General features: G+C 44.6%; 25 protein-coding genes. 22 read left to right on the top strand and 3 right to left on the bottom strand.

Going from position 1 to position 14,116, the window contains the following annotated elements:
* Positions 1 to 32: 32 nt before the first annotated feature.
* The 21 genes from rplC (at position 33) to infA (ending at position 11,506) form a co-directional block, all read left to right on the top strand.
* Positions 33 to 674, top strand: a complete 642-nt coding sequence (rplC, locus tag HC246_RS05095; RefSeq protein WP_126385438.1) for a 50S ribosomal protein L3 — start codon at positions 33 to 35, stop codon at positions 672 to 674.
* A 41-nt stretch (positions 675 to 715) separates the two neighbouring features.
* A complete protein-coding gene (rplD, locus tag HC246_RS05090) occupies positions 716 to 1,387 on the top strand; it encodes a 50S ribosomal protein L4 (protein ID WP_169362446.1) in 672 nt (223 codons plus the stop codon).
* Positions 1,388 to 1,415: 28 nt separating this feature from the next.
* Entirely contained in the window at positions 1,416 to 1,730 is a 315-nt protein-coding gene (locus HC246_RS05085; protein ID WP_126385436.1) for a 50S ribosomal protein L23, read from the top strand.
* A gap of 84 nt (positions 1,731 to 1,814) precedes the next feature.
* Entirely contained in the window at positions 1,815 to 2,681 is an 867-nt protein-coding gene (rplB, locus tag HC246_RS05080; protein WP_169362445.1) for a 50S ribosomal protein L2, read from the top strand.
* Between the two features lie 64 nt (positions 2,682 to 2,745).
* Positions 2,746 to 3,024, top strand: a complete 279-nt coding sequence (rpsS, locus tag HC246_RS05075) for a 30S ribosomal protein S19 (RefSeq protein WP_009625486.1) — start codon at positions 2,746 to 2,748, stop codon at positions 3,022 to 3,024.
* A gap of 18 nt (positions 3,025 to 3,042) precedes the next feature.
* On the top strand, positions 3,043 to 3,399 hold the full coding sequence (gene rplV, locus HC246_RS05070; protein ID WP_009625485.1) for a 50S ribosomal protein L22: 357 nt from the start codon (positions 3,043 to 3,045) through the stop codon (positions 3,397 to 3,399).
* A 2-nt stretch (positions 3,400 to 3,401) separates the two neighbouring features.
* Positions 3,402 to 4,148 carry a 30S ribosomal protein S3 gene (rpsC, locus tag HC246_RS05065; RefSeq protein WP_126385434.1) on the top strand — a complete coding sequence of 249 codons (747 nt, stop codon included), beginning with the start codon at positions 3,402 to 3,404 and terminating at the stop codon, positions 4,146 to 4,148.
* 26 nt (positions 4,149 to 4,174) lie between these two features.
* Positions 4,175 to 4,588, top strand: coding sequence for a 50S ribosomal protein L16 (gene rplP / locus HC246_RS05060; RefSeq protein WP_169362444.1), 414 nt, complete (start codon positions 4,175 to 4,177; stop codon positions 4,586 to 4,588).
* Between the two features lie 4 nt (positions 4,589 to 4,592).
* Positions 4,593 to 4,796: a 50S ribosomal protein L29 gene (rpmC, locus tag HC246_RS05055; protein WP_169362443.1), complete on the top strand. Its 204-nt coding sequence runs from the start codon at positions 4,593 to 4,595 to the stop codon at positions 4,794 to 4,796.
* A gap of 57 nt (positions 4,797 to 4,853) precedes the next feature.
* On the top strand, positions 4,854 to 5,105 hold the full coding sequence (rpsQ, locus tag HC246_RS05050; RefSeq protein WP_094530969.1) for a 30S ribosomal protein S17: 252 nt from the start codon (positions 4,854 to 4,856) through the stop codon (positions 5,103 to 5,105).
* A 3-nt stretch (positions 5,106 to 5,108) separates the two neighbouring features.
* On the top strand, positions 5,109 to 5,477 hold the full coding sequence (gene rplN, locus HC246_RS05045) for a 50S ribosomal protein L14 (RefSeq protein WP_169362442.1): 369 nt from the start codon (positions 5,109 to 5,111) through the stop codon (positions 5,475 to 5,477).
* Complete coding sequence (gene rplX, locus HC246_RS05040) at positions 5,477 to 5,860, top strand: 50S ribosomal protein L24 (RefSeq protein ID WP_169362441.1); 384 nt, start codon at positions 5,477 to 5,479, stop codon at positions 5,858 to 5,860. The genes rplN and rplX overlap by 1 nt, the downstream gene beginning before the upstream one ends.
* A gap of 47 nt (positions 5,861 to 5,907) precedes the next feature.
* Entirely contained in the window at positions 5,908 to 6,453 is a 546-nt protein-coding gene (gene rplE, locus HC246_RS05035; RefSeq protein WP_169362440.1) for a 50S ribosomal protein L5, read from the top strand.
* Between the two features lie 23 nt (positions 6,454 to 6,476).
* Positions 6,477 to 6,878 carry a 30S ribosomal protein S8 gene (gene rpsH / locus HC246_RS05030; protein WP_126385428.1) on the top strand — a complete coding sequence of 134 codons (402 nt, stop codon included), beginning with the start codon at positions 6,477 to 6,479 and terminating at the stop codon, positions 6,876 to 6,878.
* A 48-nt stretch (positions 6,879 to 6,926) separates the two neighbouring features.
* Entirely contained in the window at positions 6,927 to 7,490 is a 564-nt protein-coding gene (gene rplF / locus HC246_RS05025) for a 50S ribosomal protein L6 (RefSeq protein WP_169362439.1), read from the top strand.
* A gap of 101 nt (positions 7,491 to 7,591) precedes the next feature.
* Positions 7,592 to 7,954 (top strand): 50S ribosomal protein L18, encoded by a 363-nt coding sequence (gene rplR / locus HC246_RS05020; protein ID WP_169362438.1) that lies wholly within the window; start codon positions 7,592 to 7,594, stop codon positions 7,952 to 7,954.
* A gap of 38 nt (positions 7,955 to 7,992) precedes the next feature.
* On the top strand, positions 7,993 to 8,604 hold the full coding sequence (rpsE, locus tag HC246_RS05015; RefSeq protein WP_169362437.1) for a 30S ribosomal protein S5: 612 nt from the start codon (positions 7,993 to 7,995) through the stop codon (positions 8,602 to 8,604).
* Between the two features lie 54 nt (positions 8,605 to 8,658).
* Positions 8,659 to 9,105 carry a 50S ribosomal protein L15 gene (gene rplO / locus HC246_RS05010; protein WP_169362436.1) on the top strand — a complete coding sequence of 149 codons (447 nt, stop codon included), beginning with the start codon at positions 8,659 to 8,661 and terminating at the stop codon, positions 9,103 to 9,105.
* 181 nt (positions 9,106 to 9,286) lie between these two features.
* Complete coding sequence (gene secY / locus HC246_RS05005; RefSeq protein WP_169362435.1) at positions 9,287 to 10,627, top strand: preprotein translocase subunit SecY; 1,341 nt, start codon at positions 9,287 to 9,289, stop codon at positions 10,625 to 10,627.
* On the top strand, positions 10,627 to 11,184 hold the full coding sequence (locus HC246_RS05000) for an adenylate kinase (RefSeq protein WP_169362434.1): 558 nt from the start codon (positions 10,627 to 10,629) through the stop codon (positions 11,182 to 11,184). The genes secY and HC246_RS05000 overlap by 1 nt, the downstream gene beginning before the upstream one ends.
* An 82-nt stretch (positions 11,185 to 11,266) precedes the next feature.
* The gene (infA, locus tag HC246_RS04995; protein WP_009625470.1) at positions 11,267 to 11,506 is read left to right on the top strand and encodes a translation initiation factor IF-1; all 240 of its coding nucleotides are present in this window, start codon (positions 11,267 to 11,269) and stop codon (positions 11,504 to 11,506) included.
* A 39-nt stretch (positions 11,507 to 11,545) separates the two neighbouring features.
* Here the strand turns inward: infA and HC246_RS04990 are convergent, their stop codons facing one another.
* On the bottom strand, positions 11,546 to 12,160 hold the full coding sequence (locus HC246_RS04990; RefSeq protein WP_169362433.1) for a DedA family protein: 615 nt from the start codon (positions 12,158 to 12,160) through the stop codon (positions 11,546 to 11,548).
* A gap of 187 nt (positions 12,161 to 12,347) precedes the next feature.
* Here HC246_RS04990 and HC246_RS04985 point away from each other — a divergent pair, with 187 nt between their 5' ends.
* Complete coding sequence (locus HC246_RS04985) at positions 12,348 to 12,893, top strand: hypothetical protein (RefSeq protein WP_169362432.1); 546 nt, start codon at positions 12,348 to 12,350, stop codon at positions 12,891 to 12,893.
* Between the two features lie 106 nt (positions 12,894 to 12,999).
* On the opposite strand, the gene rsmD is transcribed toward HC246_RS04985, so the two are convergent.
* On the bottom strand, positions 13,000 to 13,542 hold the full coding sequence (gene rsmD / locus HC246_RS04980; protein ID WP_169362431.1) for a 16S rRNA (guanine(966)-N(2))-methyltransferase RsmD: 543 nt from the start codon (positions 13,540 to 13,542) through the stop codon (positions 13,000 to 13,002).
* A gap of 11 nt (positions 13,543 to 13,553) precedes the next feature.
* A complete protein-coding gene (locus HC246_RS04975; RefSeq protein WP_169362430.1) occupies positions 13,554 to 14,096 on the bottom strand; it encodes a hypothetical protein in 543 nt (180 codons plus the stop codon).
* Between the last annotated feature and the right edge of the window lie 20 nt (positions 14,097 to 14,116).

Below are 14,116 nucleotides of genomic sequence, written 5' to 3'. Positions count from 1 at the left end.
TTTGCAGCCACAAGCAAGCGGAGCTAACTTTAATGACTGTCGGAATTCTCGGCACAAAACTTGGGATGACCCAAGTATTCGATTCGGATGGCAACGCTGTTCCTGTAACCGTTGTCCATGCAGGTCCCATCACTGTTACACAGGTCAAGACTGATACCAAAGAAGGCTATAAAGCTATTCAAGTTGGTTATGGTAAGACTCGTGAGAAGCTTTTAACTAAGCCAGAATTGGGACATTTGAAAGCATCAGGTGCAGAACCTGTTAAGCACCTACGTGAATATCGTTTGGACGATGTGAGCAACTACACCATCGGACAAACCCTAGATGTAAGTCAGTTCAAGGATGGCGACATCGTTGATGTAATTGGAACTAGCATTGGTAAAGGTTTCGCTGGTTATCAAAAGCGCCACAACTTTGGTCGCGGTCCGATGGCTCACGGTTCTAAAAACCACAGACAACCTGGTTCGACAGGCGCAGGTACAACTCCTGGTCGTGTTTATCCTGGTAAGCGCATGGCTGGTCGTCTTGGCGGTAAGCAAATCACCGTAAAGAAACTAACTATAGTCAAGGTCGATGCAGCGAACAACGTGCTGCTAATTAAAGGAGCAGTACCCGGTAAAGCTGGTGCATTGCTTAATGTCATTCCTACCGTAATTGTCGGCAAGGCTAAGTAAGAACTAAGTAGTTTGTTCGTGAGATCGAGAGAGTTTAAGTTATGCCTATAGTAAAAGATTGGACAGGGAAGGAAATCGGTGAGGTAGATCTGGAATTGCGTGTTGCTAAAGAAGCAACTGCAAAGGGTCTAGTACACCGTGCCCTCGTCAGACAGCTCGCTAATGCCCGCCAAGGCACAGCCAGCAGCAAGACCCGCGCTGAAGTTCGTGGTGGTGGTCGTAAGCCTTTTAGACAAAAGGGTACTGGTCGCGCCCGTGCAGGTTCGACTCGTTCTCCTCTAACCCGTGGTGGTGGTGCTATTTTTGGACCAAAACCTAGAGATTACGATACCAAGATGAACCGCAAAGAGCGTCGTCTTGCTCTTCGCACCGCATTCACTGGTCGCGCAGCAGATTTGATCGTAGTTGAAGATTTTGCCGTAAATCTCTTACAGCCTAAGACCAAGGAACTCACTCAAGCTCTTGAGCGTTGGGGTGTAGTAGCTGGCAGCAAGGTTTTGGTCATCATTGATCAAAAAGAAGAAAACATTGTTTTGTCTGCTCGCAATATTCGTAACTTGCAGTTGCTTGCGGCTGATCAATTGAATATTTTCGACATCGTTAATGCTGAGAAAATTGTGGCAACGCGCTCGGCGATCGCCAAGATTCATGAAGTGTATGGTGGCGATGCGAAGCTAGCAACTGAGATCGTTACGGTCGAAGATGCAGAATAACGGAATCTAAGTAGAAGAAATAAACACCATGGCTAAGATCCCAACCCAATTCGATCCCCGTCGCTTGCCCGATCTCATTCGTCGCCCTCTGCTCAATGAAAAGGCAACCAGACAATTAGAAAGCAACAAGTACACCTTTGATGTTGTGCATGATGCCACTAAGCCTGAAATCAAAGCTGCAATTGAGAGTTTGTTCTCAGTCAAGGTTAAGAAAGTGAACACCCATAACCCACCCGCACAGGCGCGTCGGATTGGTAAGTTCGCAGGCAAACGCGCTCAAATCAAAAGAGCGATCGTCACCCTCGCTGAAGGCAGCAAAATCGATTTGTTCCCAGATGTGTAAAAGTTCAACATGAATAACTTTCAGTTATTCATGTTGAACAAAAAACAAAACCAGAGAACTGTTCTTTAACAACATCAGACAATTATGGGCGTTCGTGCATATAAACCGTATACCGCTAGTACCAGACAAACCGTTGTCTCGGACTTTGCGGAAATCACCAAATCAGAACCCGAAAAGTCTTTAACCACCCATGTCCATCGCAAGCGTGGACGTAATAACCGGGGTGTAATTACTAGCCGTAGACGTGGCGGCGGTCACAAGCGTCTTTATCGGATTATCGATTTCAAACGTAACAAACGTGACATCATCGCTGAAGTCATTGCGATCGAGTACGATCCCAACCGTACCTCTCGCATTGCTCTATTGCAGTACGAAGACGGTGAAAAGAGATACATTCTTGCTCCCAAGGGTATTGCCGTTGGCAATAAAATCCAAGCAGGTACAGGTAGCGTTCCTTTTGAAATCGGCAACGCTATGCCTCTGGCAAACATTCCTCTCGGTACAATTGTTCACAACGTTGAACTAGTACCTGGAAAGGGTGGTCAAATTGTTCGTTCTGCTGGAGCTGGTGCTCAAATCGCAGCAAAAGAAGGTGATTTTGTTACTCTTAAGCTTCCTTCTAGCGAAGTTCGCTTGATTCGTAAGGATTGCTTTGCGACTATCGGACAAGTTGGTAACCTCGATCATAGCAACACCAGTCTTGGTAAAGCAGGTCGTAGCCGTTGGTTGAACCGTCGTCCTAAAGTTCGTGGTATGGTCATGAACCCAGTCGATCACCCCCATGGTGGTGGTGAAGGTTGTGCCCCCATCGGACGTAGTGGTCCTGTTACACCTTGGGGTAAACCAACCTTGGGTTACAAGACTCGTAAGAAGGGCAAACTCAGTGATGCTCTCATTGTTCGTCGCCGTCGCAAGTCCTCGAAGCGCGGTAAGGGCGGACGTAACGCTTAATTTTTTTGCTAAGCAACTGCGAAGTGGTTACTTAGCTCGAAGACTTATTTAGAGAATACAAATTATGACGCGATCGCTAAAAAAAGGTCCCTTTGTTGCCGATCACTTACTGACCAAAATCGAAAAGCTCAACGCCAAAGGCGAAAAGCAAGTTGTTAAAACATGGTCTCGCGCTTCCACAATTCTTCCTCAAATGATCGGGCATACCATTGCCTGCCATAACGGAAAACAGCACGTTCCTGTATATGTCACGGAGCAAATGGTAGGACACAAACTCGGTGAGTTTGCCCCTACTCGCACCTTCCGCGGTCATGCCAAGAGCGACAAAAAGGCCAAGAGATAGGTAGACAGGTAGATAAAAATGATCCTTGCCCAAAACGAAATCCCTGCCGTAGCTAAATACATTCGGATGTCCCCCCACAAGGTGCGCCGAGTACTCGACCAAATCCGTGGTCGTAGCTACCGTGAAGCATTAATGATTCTTGAGTTCATGCCCTATCGCTCCTGCGAACCAATCACCAAGGTATTGCGTTCTGCCGTAGCTAATGCTGAACATAATGCTGGACTTGATCCCGCATCCCTAGTAGTTAACCAAGCCTTCGCCGATATGGGACCTAGCCTCAAGCGCTTCCGTCCCCGCGCTCAAGGTCGTGCTTACCAAATTCGTAAGCCTACTTGTCATATTACGATTACCGTCAAACCATCGGAGGAAGAATAGGTATGGGTCAGAAGATTCACCCAACAGGGTTACGCCTCGGCATCACCAAATCCCACCTCTCTCGTTGGTATGCTGATGTCAATCGTTACGGTGTCTTGGCTGAAGAAGACAACAAAATCCGTAAGTATATTGAAAAGACCTTGAGCAATGCAGGTATCGCTGAGATTTTGATTGACCGCAAAGCCGATCAAGTTGATCTCGAAATCCGTACCGCTCGTCCTGGTGTAGTTGTTGGTCGTGGTGGTGCTGGTATCGAGCAATTGCGTGTCGGTCTAGTGAAGTACCTTGAACAAGATGGTTCCCTCAAAAAAACAGGAACCAGCCAAGTTCGGATCAATGTTACCGAAGTTACCAGAGTTGATGCAGAAGCACCTCTGATTGCTGAATACATTGCTCAACAAATCGAACGTCGTGTTTCTTTCCGTCGTGTCGTTCGCCAAGCAATTCAAAGAGCGCAGCGTGCAGGCATCGAAGGTATCAAGGTGCAAATCAGTGGTCGTCTCAATGGCGCTGAAATTGCGAGAACTGAGTGGGTTCGTGAAGGTCGCGTACCTCTACATACCCTCCGTGCTGACATTGACTACAGCTATAAAACATCCAGAACTATTTATGGTGTCATTGGCATCAAAGTCTGGATCTTTAAAGGCGAAATTATCGAAGGCGAAGAAGCTCCTGCTCCAGCCGCTCAACCCCGTCGTCGCCAGCAACGTCGTCCCCAATTTGAGGATCGTTCTAGCGCTGAAGGATAAACTTCTGTCATCTAGAGTTTTGAACCATGTTAAGTCCTAAACGTACAAAATTTCGTAAGCAGCAACGCGGTCGGATGGCGGGTCCCGCTACCAGAGGAGCTGAAATCAACTTTGGTGATTACGCCATGCAGGCTCTAGAGCCTTCTTGGATTACTTCTCGCCAAATCGAAGCTGCCCGTCGTGCCATGAACCGCTACATCCGTCGCGGTGGCAAAATCTGGATTCGTATTTTCCCAGACAAGCCTGTAACTATGCGCCCTGCTGAAACCCGTATGGGTTCTGGTAAAGGTGCTCCAGAATTTTGGGTAGCAGTAGTTAAGCCTGGGCGGATCATGTTTGAAGTCGCAGGTGTTGCTGAAGAGACCGCAAGAGAGGCTATCCGTTTGGCTGCTGCCAAGATGCCGATCAAAACCAGATTTGTTATCCGTGAGAAGGAGTAAAGATATGGCACTCCCAAAAGTCCAAGAAACCAGAGAACTATCTGATGATGAGTTGAAAGCACAGATCTTGAGCGTCAAAAAAGAGCTATTTGATTTGCGCTTTAAGCAGGCAACTAGACAGCCCGTGCAGCCTCATCAGTTCAAACACGCAAAGCATCGCTTATCACAATTGCTGACTGTCGAGCGTGAACGCCTGTCCAGAGCTTAAGAGAGCTATCTAACAGCAAATTTAAAAACTTAAGATTTAAAGACATAGGAACTAGCAATGGCAGTAAAAGAAAAAGTTGGCGTTGTCGTCAGCGATAAAATGCAAAAGACGGTGGTTGTAGCAGTTGAAAACCGCACTTCTCACCCCAAGTATGGAAAAATCGTGGTCAAAACGACTAAGTTTAAAGCCCACGATGAAGAAGATAAAACCCGTGAAGGCGATCGCGTCAAAATTCGGGAAACCCGTCCCCTCAGCCGTACAAAGCGATGGGAAGTTGTAGAGATTCTCTCATCTAGCTCGGAAGCATAAGCCATGATTCAACAAGAGTCTTATCTAAATGTTGCGGATAATAGCGGTGCTAAGAAGCTCCTATGTATCCGCGTACTGGCAGGCGGCAACCGTGTGTTCGGTGCAGTTGGAGATGTAATTATCGCCACTGTTAAAGACGCTGCGCCTAATATGCCAGTTAAAAAATCTGATGTTGTCCGTGCTGTCATCGTTCGTACCAAAGCATCAATCAACCGTGAAAGCGGTATGAGAATTCGTTTTGACGACAATGCTGCTGTAATCATCAACCAAGACGGCAACCCCAAAGGAACGCGCGTATTTGGTCCAGTTGCGCGTGAGTTGCGGGATAAAAACTTCACCAAAATTATCTCCCTAGCGCCAGAGGTACTGTAATGCCCTTCAAACCCAAGCCCCAATATCGTGGAAACCGTAAATCTTTTAAGGTTCACGTTAAGAAAGATGACCTCGTTCAAGTGATTTCAGGAAGCTCGAAAGGAACTGTTGGCAAAGTTCTCCAAGTTTTTCCTAAAGATAGCACCATCATTGTTGAAGGTGTAAATGTCAAGACTAAACATGTCAAGCCTCAAGCTGATGGCGAGTCTGGACAAATCATCACCCGCGAGTTTCCCATTCACAGTTCTAAAGTTTTGTTGTACTCCGAGAAGGAAAAGACCGCTAGTCGTGCTGCTATTACCTTCACAGAAGATGGCAAAAAAGTAAGAATGCTCAAGAAAACTGGCGAAATCATTGATTCTGCCAAGACTGACAAGAAATAATTCTAGAAACCTGACCAAGCCCAGGAAAATTCATCGAGGAAGATAAAATGCTAACACCGTTCACCGAAGTCTATGCTAAGCAAGCTGTTCCTAAGCTAATGGAACAGTTCAAGTACACCAATATTCATCAAGTTCCCAAATTTGAGAAGGTTGTCATCAATCGCGGTCTGGGTGAAGCTGCTCAGAATGCTAAGTCCCTAGAAGCCTCCCTGACCGAAATCGCGACGATCGCTGGTCAAAAGCCTGTAGTGACAAGAGCAAAAAAAGCGATCGCAGGTTTTAAACTGCGTCAAGGAATGCCTGTCGGGATCGTAGTCACTCTACGCCGCGACAAGATGAACAATTTCTTAGACCGTTTGATCAACTTCTCTTTGCCTCGCATCCGTGATTTTCGTGGTGTGAGTCCCAAGAGTTTTGATGGACGTGGTAACTATACCCTCGGTGTTCGCGAGCAACTTATCTTCCCCGAAATCAGCTACGACAGTATTGAGCAAATTCGGGGGCTTGATATTTCCATCATCACCACTGCCAACACAGATGAAGAAGGACGTGCGCTCCTGAAAGCAGTCGGTATGCCCTTTAGAGAATCATAAGTAGATCGAATTAGGAGATAAGGATGGCTACCAACGACACCATCTCGGACATGCTTACACGCATTCGCAATGCCACACTTGCGAAGCACCAAACAACCGCAATCCCTGCGACAAAGTTGACATTAAGCATTGCTCGAGTACTTAAGCAAGAAGGTTTTATTGCAGACTTTGAAGAAACTGGCGAAAATATTGATCGACGCTTAGTAGTTTCTCTCAAGTACGAAGGCAAGAACCGTCAATCAATCATTAAGCGCCTCAAGCGCGTTAGCAAACCTGGTTTACGGGTTTACTCAAACTCTAAGGAACTACCCCGTGTATTAGGTGGAATCGGCATCGCCATTATTTCCACCTCCAAAGGCATCTTGACCGATCGCGAAGCTCGCAAACAAGGGGTCGGCGGTGAAGTTCTTTGCTATATCTGGTAACTCAGAACTGTTAATTCAGGAATAACACACAAGCAAAGGAAAACAGATATGTCTCGTATTGGAAAACGTCCCATTCCTCTGCCTCCTAAGGTTGCGGTCTCCATCGCAGGGCAAGAGGTGACAGTCAAAGGACCAAAAGGTGAACTGAAGCGCGTATTACCTAACACCGTAGAAGTGGTTCAGGAAGAAAACACCTTGATTGTCAATCGCGTTAATGAATCTCGACCTGCTCGTCAACAGCATGGTCTCTTTCGTACCCTTGTAGCCAATATGGTCGAAGGTGTATCTACAGGTTTTCAGCGCAAGCTAGAAATCCAAGGGGTTGGTTATCGTGCCAACCTGAATGGTAGCAATATTGTGCTAACCGTTGGCTATAGCCATACTGTTGATATTGTCCCTCCTTCAGGAATTTCTCTTGCTGTGGAAGATGCTGCTGGCAAGAAAGTCCCTCAAGGTACATTCATTGTTGTTGAAGGGATTGACAAGGAAGTCGTCGGTAACTTAGCTGCCAAGATCCGTGCTGTACGTCCACCTGAAGTTTACAAAGGTAAGGGCATTCGTTACTTCGGTGAATTCGTCAGACGTAAGGCTGGTAAGACTGGTAAGAAGTAAGATTAGACTTTATTTCAAAAGTTTTTCTGCCTTCTTTATTTAATTTTCTTAATCTTTAATTTTAGATAGAATCGATACAAAGTCGATAGGTTACGAACAATATGAGTGTCAGTCGTAGACAAGCAACCATAAGCCGCCACAAGCGAATTCGTAAAGGGTTAACAGGAACCCCCGAACGTCCTCGTTTAGCTATTTATCGCTCTAACAAGCATATTGTGGCGCAAGTGATCGATGATGTAGCACAGCATACTCTCGTTGCTGCATCTACCCTTGAATCGGATATCCGTGAAAAAGTTGGTTCCACAGCTAACTCTGAAGCTTCGGCAAAAGTCGGTGCTTTGATTGCGGAAAGAGCGATCGCTAAGGGAATTACCAAAGTCGTATTTGATCGCGGTGGCAACCTCTATCACGGTAGAGTCCAAGCTCTCGCTGAAGCTGCCCGCGAAGCAGGTCTCGATTTTTAAGCAATGAATCATCCAGTGAATCAATAGATATAAAAACTATGGCTAAGAATAGAGAATCCAAACCAGGTGGCGGTCGCGACGGCGGCGGCGACAATGGCGATAGCCGTGAAGAAAAACGCAAAGGTAAGCGTGATAGTAAGAAAAACGATCGCGCTCGTACCGAGAAAGAATCTGAATGGCAAGAACGAGTTGTCCAAATCCGCCGTGTAACCAAGGTGGTTAAAGGTGGTAAAAAACTCAGTTTCCGTGCGATCGTGGTCGTCGGTAATGAGAAAGGACAAGTTGGTGTTGGCGTTGGCAAAGCTGCTGATGTTATTAACGCTGTTAAAAAAGGTGTCGCTGATGCCAGAAAACATGCGATCGACGTACCTCTAACCAAAGCTAATTCCATTCCTCATCCCACCAATGGTATTGGCGGTGGTGCAAAAGTAATCATCCGTCCTGCATCCCCTGGTACTGGGGTAATCGCTGGTGGAGCCGTCAGAACTGTACTTGAACTGGCTGGTGTCAAAAATATTTTGGCGAAACAACTCGGCTCCAGCAGCCCATTAAACAATGCTCGTGCTGCTATTAATGCACTCTCGACATTGCGTACCTTTGGTGAAGTTGCCAGATCCCGTGGTATCACACTTGAGCAGTTATTTAATTAATGCAATAACGGTGCGTAGCGCCGTCATTGCACCAACGATAAATGAGAAAAAACTATGAGAATTGACGATCTTCAGCCTCAAGAAGGCTCACAGCATCGTAAGCGTCGAATCGGGCGTGGTATTGCCGCAGGGCAAGGTGCTAGTGGTGGATTTGGTATGCGCGGTCAAAAATCTCGTTCAGGTCGTCCCACTAGACCTGGATTTGAAGGTGGTCAAATTCCCCTTTACAGACGAGTACCCAAACTTAAGCACTTCACAATTGTCAATCCTAAGCATTTTACAATTGTGAACCTCGATCAATTAAGTGGATTACCAAAAGGTACGGAAGTAACACTTGATTCTTTAATTGACGCAGGTATCGTTACTCAAAATGATGGAGCTTTGCGGATTTTAGGAAGAGGTGAGGTTAATGTTGCACTGAATGTTCGTGCACATTCAATCACTGCCTCGGCTAAAGCGAAAATCGAAGCTGCTGGTGGCACTGTAGAAGTTACTGCCTAAGCAAAAGAGAATATGTGGCGAGGTGCTAGACGCTTCGCCACATATTCTCTTTTTTCGTTTTGGATAACTATAGATTGCACTGTTCATCATCGAACTACAATATATTTCATAGCTAGGGTAGGTGGTGCAATGCATCGCCTACCCTAGCCTATAGACCATTAGCCTTGAGGTAAGTTTAGTTATGGTTGTCAGTAAAGGAAAGACCCCGACAGCCCAAGAAACTTTTTTGCAAATGGCTCAAGCCGCAGGATTGCGGGGACGTTTGCTAGTTACTGTGGGCGTTTTGATATTAGTTAGACTGGGAATTTATTTACCCTTACCAGGAGTCGATCGCCTCCGATTTACAGAAATTGTTAAAAATAATGCTGTAGTTAATTTCTTAGATATTTTCTCTGGTGGCGGTTTGTCGCTGTTGGGTATTTTTGCCCTTGGTATTTTGCCATTTATTAACGCTTCGATCATCATGCAACTGATGACATCAGCACTACCTAGCTTAGAAAATCTTCAAAAGAATGAAGGTGAAGCAGGTAGAAGAAAAATTTCTCAATACACACGCTATGTTGCCTTTGTTTGGGCAGTTATCCAAAGTTGGGGTTTAGGAGTTTGGGTGCAAAACTCAGGTGTACTATCCGAAGCTAGTGCGAATTGGATTTCCCTCGGCGATGGTAGGGTTATTTTTTCCAGTTTCATTTTTCAGACTACAGTTGCCCTTGCTGCTGGCTCTATGTTTGTGATGTGGGCTGGCGAATTGATTACCGAAAAGGGTGTTGGTAATGGCGCTTCCCTACTAATTTTTATTAGTATTGTGGCAAACTTACCAAAATCCTTGGGAGACACGATCGCCCTTGCTCAAAAAGATAGCTCGCGAGTTGGTGGTGTCATCTTGTTACTCGCGATCTTCTTGCTCATGATTATTGGCATTGTGTTTGTACAAGAAGGAACAAGGCGAATTCCGATTATTTCTGCACGTCGTCAAGTTGGACGAAAACTCTATCGCGAACAAGCTTCTTATTTGCCATTACGTTTAAATCAAGGCGGTGTAATGCCAATCATTTTTGCGTCATCAGTGATGATTTTGCCTGCCTATCTCAGCCAAAGCATTAAGAATGATTTTTTTAGTCATATTGCAAGTGAGATTTCTCCTAGCGGCAACTGGCATATTCCCGTATACATGCTCATGATTCTAGGCTTTAGTTTTTTCTACTCAACGCTTATATTAAACCCGATTGAGTTGTCGCAAAACCTGAAAAAAATGGGTAGTAGTATTCCCACTGTCCGTCCAGGTAAAGCAACTTCTGATTACATCAGTGGTGTTTTAAATCGCCTAACTTTACTTGGTTCAATCTTCCTTTGTGGAATTGCAATTATTCCTAGTGCATTGGAGAAGGCAACGGGGGTATCTACTTTTAGTGGCATTGGTGCAACTTCATTACTGATTTTGGTGGGTGTGGCGATCGAAACCTCCAAGCAAATCCAAACATATGTAATTTCTCAACGTTATGAAGGTATGGTTAAACAATAATGCCTAGAGTGATTTTGATGGGGCCCCCTGGGGCTGGCAAGGGTACACAAGGTGAAATTTTGGCTACTGAATGGCAAGTACCCAAAATTGCTCCTGGTGATATTTTTCGGGCAGAAATTAAGCAGGGTACGGAGTTAGGATTAAAAGTCAAGTCCTATAGCGACTCTGGTAGATTAGTTCCTGATGCAGTCGTCATTGAAGTAATCGAGTCCCGCTTGCGTCAACCTGACACTCAATCTGGTTGGATTCTCGACGGATTTCCTCGCACAGTTGCCCAAGCGGAAGCCCTAGATGTTCTACTAACAGAGTTGAATCAACCCTACGATTCAGTGATTAATTTGGATGTGCCCGATCAGTTTTTAATCGATCGCCTTAAAGCGAGAGCGATCGATCAAGGACGTGCTGATGACACTGAAGATGTGATCAAAAATCGGTTGGAGGAATACAATGCCAAAACAAGACCTCTGCTAGAATTTTATGGCAATAAAGTTAAACAGATTGATGGCACACCGTCTATGCCAGAAGTAACTGAAGCAATCAAAAAATTCCTTGCATAGGTAGGCTGATAATTTTATGGAGCCAAGCTTCATAAAATTATCTAAAACATACAGAACTTATACTAAATTTTGGAGAGTTTATTTGTCAAAAGAAGATGCTATTGAAATGGAAGGGACGGTAACTGAGTCACTTCCTAACGCTATGTTTCGAGTTGCCCTCGATAATGGCTTTAATGTACTTGCTCACATTTCGGGCAAGATCCGTCGGAACTACATCAAAATTTTGCCAGGCGATCGCGTTAAAGTGGAGCTAACGCCCTATGACCTCACGAAAGGACGCATTACTTACCGCCTCAAGAATCAAGGCGGCGGCAAAAAATAATCTCGAAAAAATAAAAGCCCCATCTGGGGCTTTTATTTTTTATTTTCTGGATGTCTTATAGAGGCGATAACCAATAAATGCAGCGATCGCAACTAGAATACCAACAACAACAATTTTGCTAACTACATCTATATATTTTTCGACTATTGCATAATTTTTCCCTAGTAAGTACCCTGCATAGGTTAATAAAGATACCCAGCCAATCGTACCAATAGTGGAATAGATAAAGAATGGCACAATTGGCATTTTGCTAATCCCTGCGGGAATCGAAATCAATGTCCGAATTCCAGGCACAAGGCGACCCAATAGCACAGCCTTTGCCCCATGTTTTTGAAACCAATGCACTGACTTTTCGATATCTTCGCCAGAAATTCCAATCCATTTACCGTAACGTCCTGCCAAAATCTGCAAGCGTTGTTGCCCTAAAACTAAGCCAGCATAGTACCAGGGAATTGCCCCTAATATTGTGCCAACCACACCTACTAAAATGGCAGGAAGTACTTGAATTTGGCTATTCGGTAACGTTGCGGTATACCCTGCCAGAGGCATGATCAACTCTGAGGGAATTGGTGGAAATAGATTTTCTAAAAACATCAGTAGCCCAATCCCTAGATAGCCTAGGGTATTCATTGTGTTTGTAATCCATTCCTGCATTATGTGTACCAAGTCCTAGAAATCGTAGCTAATATGGCGATCGCTATTATTAATAACCGATATGTTAGTAGAGTATCTTATAAACTGATAGAAATAGGAGCAATTGAAGAGTTACCCCTATTTTTATTTCTTGTTTATTCTTTGAAATTCAGCAAATTTCTGTGAAGGCAATATTGCCTTATTGCTCATGAAAAAGTCTTTAGCCTATCGCACGTTACAAATTGCTGCTGCTGTAGCAGTTTATGCGGCAGCTTCGGTATGGGCATCGGAAAACCATGTAGAGATTGTTTCTCAAACGATTACTCGTATCAATTCGCTGTTAGTCATTTTGGCGATCGCTTTGGTATTCCCTTATATTTGTTTCAAAGCTTTAGGTAAACTCTATACCCCTCCAGCATCAAGGGATCGCGAGGATCCACAGTCAGCTACCGATAGTACAGATAATATTCAGGCTGAGTTCGACGAAACTTGGGAAACGATGCAATATCGAGGAACTCGGTATAAACCTGAAGATTTAGAAACTAAGTCCAGTAATATCGCTGTCCCAAACAAAAAAAATGACACAAAGCCTGTCATTAAATATCGCGGGGCAATTATCAATAGTGATAATAGTTATCAGAATGAAGATATTGCTTCTGGGGAAGCTACAGACAACTTATCAAAAGATCGCCAACCCCAAAAATCTGCTCAGCCTAAGGAAAGAATGAAATATCGAGGTTCATATATTGATTAACGTCAGTTCGAGTTAAGCTTGCAAATTTTATAAGCCAAAAATCAAATTATCTCGAACTCGCGTTGATTAAAAAAAGATAGGCGGTGCGAAACACCGCCTATCTTTTTTAGGGTGACGATAATCGATAAAAGCTTAAAGCTGTTTGTCCATATTGGCGACGATCGCTACAAACCAAATCACCAATCACATCAGGTAGTGGGCGTAAGCGATCGCACTCAGCAATAACGATGGCATCATCAGTCAACAATGGCGGTAGAGCTTGGAGCACAGGTTGATACAGATCGCTTTGGTAGGGTGGATCAAAATAAACTAAGTCAAAAAATTTTGGTTGTAATTTTGGCACAATCTTCAACACATCACCCTTGATCACTTGGACAATCTGTTCCGATTTCGCGATTTTCTGCCAGTTTTCCTTCACAATCCGACAGGCGATCGCCGATAATTCAATCCCCACAACTTGGTGTGCACCACGAACTAAAGCCTCGGCTCCCATAGCTCCTGAACCTGCACAAATATCTAACCAATTTGCACCATAGATGCGACTTTGCAAAATATTAAAGACTGCTGCCCTCACCTTACTCGGCGTTGGGCGCGTAGCTAGTCCTGTTGGGGTTTTAATTGCGCGATCGCCCTTAATGCGAATAGACATGGAGCTTAGAGCTAGATTAAATGATTAGAAAAAGATAATCCCTCAAGCTGATCAATGGGAATCATCCAAATCTTATTTTGATAGGGTCGCCATACTGCACTCATCACATAGTGATTACGAATCGAGATGATATGCACATGGGGAATGCCCGAAAACTTTGAGCAAGAGCGTAAAAAATCCAAAGTTCTAATTAAACGACTGTGCAAGAAAGTTGCCATTTCATCACTACAGTTTTGCCGCAACATCGGCACAACCTGCGGATCACTATCACCCCTTAACTCATAAATAATATGAGTTTTACCTTTAAATTCGATTTTGCGCGATCGCACTTCCCATCCACATAGCACCCCAAAACCGATAACTGCCATACCTAGATCAATATGAAAATCACGCATTTGGAATTTTGTGTTACTACTCATATCAGTATGAGTGTTATATCCAGTCCAAACGTGGAACTTCTCTAAATTATCATCATTAATATCAACGGCAGAACGATAAGGAGAAGTAACAACACGATTGGCTTGTGTGATGTCTGAAGGTGGCTCTGATGTCATACTTGTCTCGTGAGTGACAG

Origin of the sequence: Pseudanabaena yagii GIHE-NHR1, from assembly GCF_012863495.1 — a bacterium.
Taxonomy (GTDB): Bacteria; Cyanobacteriota; Cyanobacteriia; order Pseudanabaenales; family Pseudanabaenaceae; genus Pseudanabaena; species Pseudanabaena yagii.
This window is presented reverse-complemented; position numbering and strand designations above follow the sequence as displayed.

Bases quoted from the DNA above. Each gene is read 5' to 3' on its own strand.
- rpmC (WP_169362443.1), top strand. From the start codon at position 4,593: ATGGCACTCCCAAAAGTCCAAGAAACCAGAGAACTATCTGATGATGAG.
- rpsE (WP_169362437.1), top strand. From the start codon at position 7,993: ATGGCTAAGAATAGAGAATCCAAACCAGGTGGCGGTCGCGACGGCGGC.
- HC246_RS04990 (WP_169362433.1), bottom strand. From the start codon at position 12,160: ATGCAGGAATGGATTACAAACACAATGAATACCCTAGGCTATCTAGGG.
- rplF (WP_169362439.1), top strand. From the start codon at position 6,927: ATGTCTCGTATTGGAAAACGTCCCATTCCTCTGCCTCCTAAGGTTGCG.
- rpsC (WP_126385434.1), top strand. From the start codon at position 3,402: ATGGGTCAGAAGATTCACCCAACAGGGTTACGCCTCGGCATCACCAAA.
- HC246_RS04975 (WP_169362430.1), bottom strand. From the start codon at position 14,096: ATGACATCAGAGCCACCTTCAGACATCACACAAGCCAATCGTGTTGTT.
- rplB (WP_169362445.1), top strand. From the start codon at position 1,815: ATGGGCGTTCGTGCATATAAACCGTATACCGCTAGTACCAGACAAACC.
- rplX (WP_169362441.1), top strand. From the start codon at position 5,477: ATGCCCTTCAAACCCAAGCCCCAATATCGTGGAAACCGTAAATCTTTT.
- rplD (WP_169362446.1), top strand. From the start codon at position 716: ATGCCTATAGTAAAAGATTGGACAGGGAAGGAAATCGGTGAGGTAGAT.
- rplO (WP_169362436.1), top strand. From the start codon at position 8,659: ATGAGAATTGACGATCTTCAGCCTCAAGAAGGCTCACAGCATCGTAAG.
- secY (WP_169362435.1), top strand. From the start codon at position 9,287: ATGGTTGTCAGTAAAGGAAAGACCCCGACAGCCCAAGAAACTTTTTTG.
- rpsQ (WP_094530969.1), top strand. From the start codon at position 4,854: ATGGCAGTAAAAGAAAAAGTTGGCGTTGTCGTCAGCGATAAAATGCAA.
- rsmD (WP_169362431.1), bottom strand. From the start codon at position 13,542: ATGTCTATTCGCATTAAGGGCGATCGCGCAATTAAAACCCCAACAGGA.
- rplC (WP_126385438.1), top strand. From the start codon at position 33: ATGACTGTCGGAATTCTCGGCACAAAACTTGGGATGACCCAAGTATTC.
- rplV (WP_009625485.1), top strand. From the start codon at position 3,043: ATGATCCTTGCCCAAAACGAAATCCCTGCCGTAGCTAAATACATTCGG.
- rplP (WP_169362444.1), top strand. From the start codon at position 4,175: ATGTTAAGTCCTAAACGTACAAAATTTCGTAAGCAGCAACGCGGTCGG.
- HC246_RS05085 (WP_126385436.1), top strand. From the start codon at position 1,416: ATGGCTAAGATCCCAACCCAATTCGATCCCCGTCGCTTGCCCGATCTC.
- HC246_RS04985 (WP_169362432.1), top strand. From the start codon at position 12,348: ATGAAAAAGTCTTTAGCCTATCGCACGTTACAAATTGCTGCTGCTGTA.
- HC246_RS05000 (WP_169362434.1), top strand. From the start codon at position 10,627: ATGCCTAGAGTGATTTTGATGGGGCCCCCTGGGGCTGGCAAGGGTACA.
- rplE (WP_169362440.1), top strand. From the start codon at position 5,908: ATGCTAACACCGTTCACCGAAGTCTATGCTAAGCAAGCTGTTCCTAAG.
- rpsS (WP_009625486.1), top strand. From the start codon at position 2,746: ATGACGCGATCGCTAAAAAAAGGTCCCTTTGTTGCCGATCACTTACTG.
- rplR (WP_169362438.1), top strand. From the start codon at position 7,592: ATGAGTGTCAGTCGTAGACAAGCAACCATAAGCCGCCACAAGCGAATT.
- rpsH (WP_126385428.1), top strand. From the start codon at position 6,477: ATGGCTACCAACGACACCATCTCGGACATGCTTACACGCATTCGCAAT.
- rplN (WP_169362442.1), top strand. From the start codon at position 5,109: ATGATTCAACAAGAGTCTTATCTAAATGTTGCGGATAATAGCGGTGCT.